This window comes from Pseudomonas defluvii (assembly GCF_001695625.1).
Taxonomy (GTDB): Bacteria; Pseudomonadota; Gammaproteobacteria; order Pseudomonadales; family Pseudomonadaceae; genus Aquipseudomonas; species Aquipseudomonas defluvii.
The window spans coordinates 1-669 of the sequence record NZ_MBPN01000312.1; the positions used below are offsets into that span (position 1 = coordinate 1).

Genomic DNA, 669 nt, shown 5'->3' on the forward strand with positions numbered 1-669 from the left:
GAGCACCATCAGGGCGATCAAGCCGCCGCTGTTTTGCACCACCTTGCTGTTGAAGATGCCCGCCGGTTGCCCCAGGCTAATCGCCCGCCCGGTCGACTGGGCCCAGCGCCACAGTTCCTCGGCCGAGTCGCCAAACAGGCGCAGTACCGGTTTGCCAGCTTCGATGCCCCAGCGCGCCCCGGCCCCCGTGCCCAGCTTGATCGCCACCAGCAGGCTGTTCCAGGTCGGGCTCAGGGCCATGGCTTCCTCGCCCCTGAGCCGCAGCAAGGCCGCGCCGAGGCGTTTGACCAGGGTGTTCCATTCGCCATGGGGGGTACTGGCCCGCGCACCGATATCATCCAGGACCGCCCGGCTCAGCGGCGCCAGGGCCTTGGCCAGGGCTTCATAGGCGTTGCTGCGGTTTTCCTGGGCCAGGGCGCCGAGGATCTCGCTGTGGCGCGTGGCACTGTTCAACGCCGCTTCCAGGCTTGGGCTCCAGGCGAAGAACAGTTGGCGCAGCACGCCGGGGTCGGGGCTGCGGACATAGTCGGCGTATTGTTCGGCGCCTTTGTCGTGCAGGCACTGGGCGCTGAGGCAGGCGGTGGCCAGGCGGTCGAGCCAGGCGCGGGTGCCGCTGTCGTCATAATCGACCCACCAGGTCGCACGGTGGTGACGCTTTAAATACAGGTC

General features: G+C 67.7%; 1 pseudogene. It reads right to left on the reverse strand.

Annotated features, from left to right (window positions below):
• A pseudogene (locus EKA13_RS28010) lies at nucleotides 1-669 on the reverse strand (toxin VasX); the annotation flags it as partial.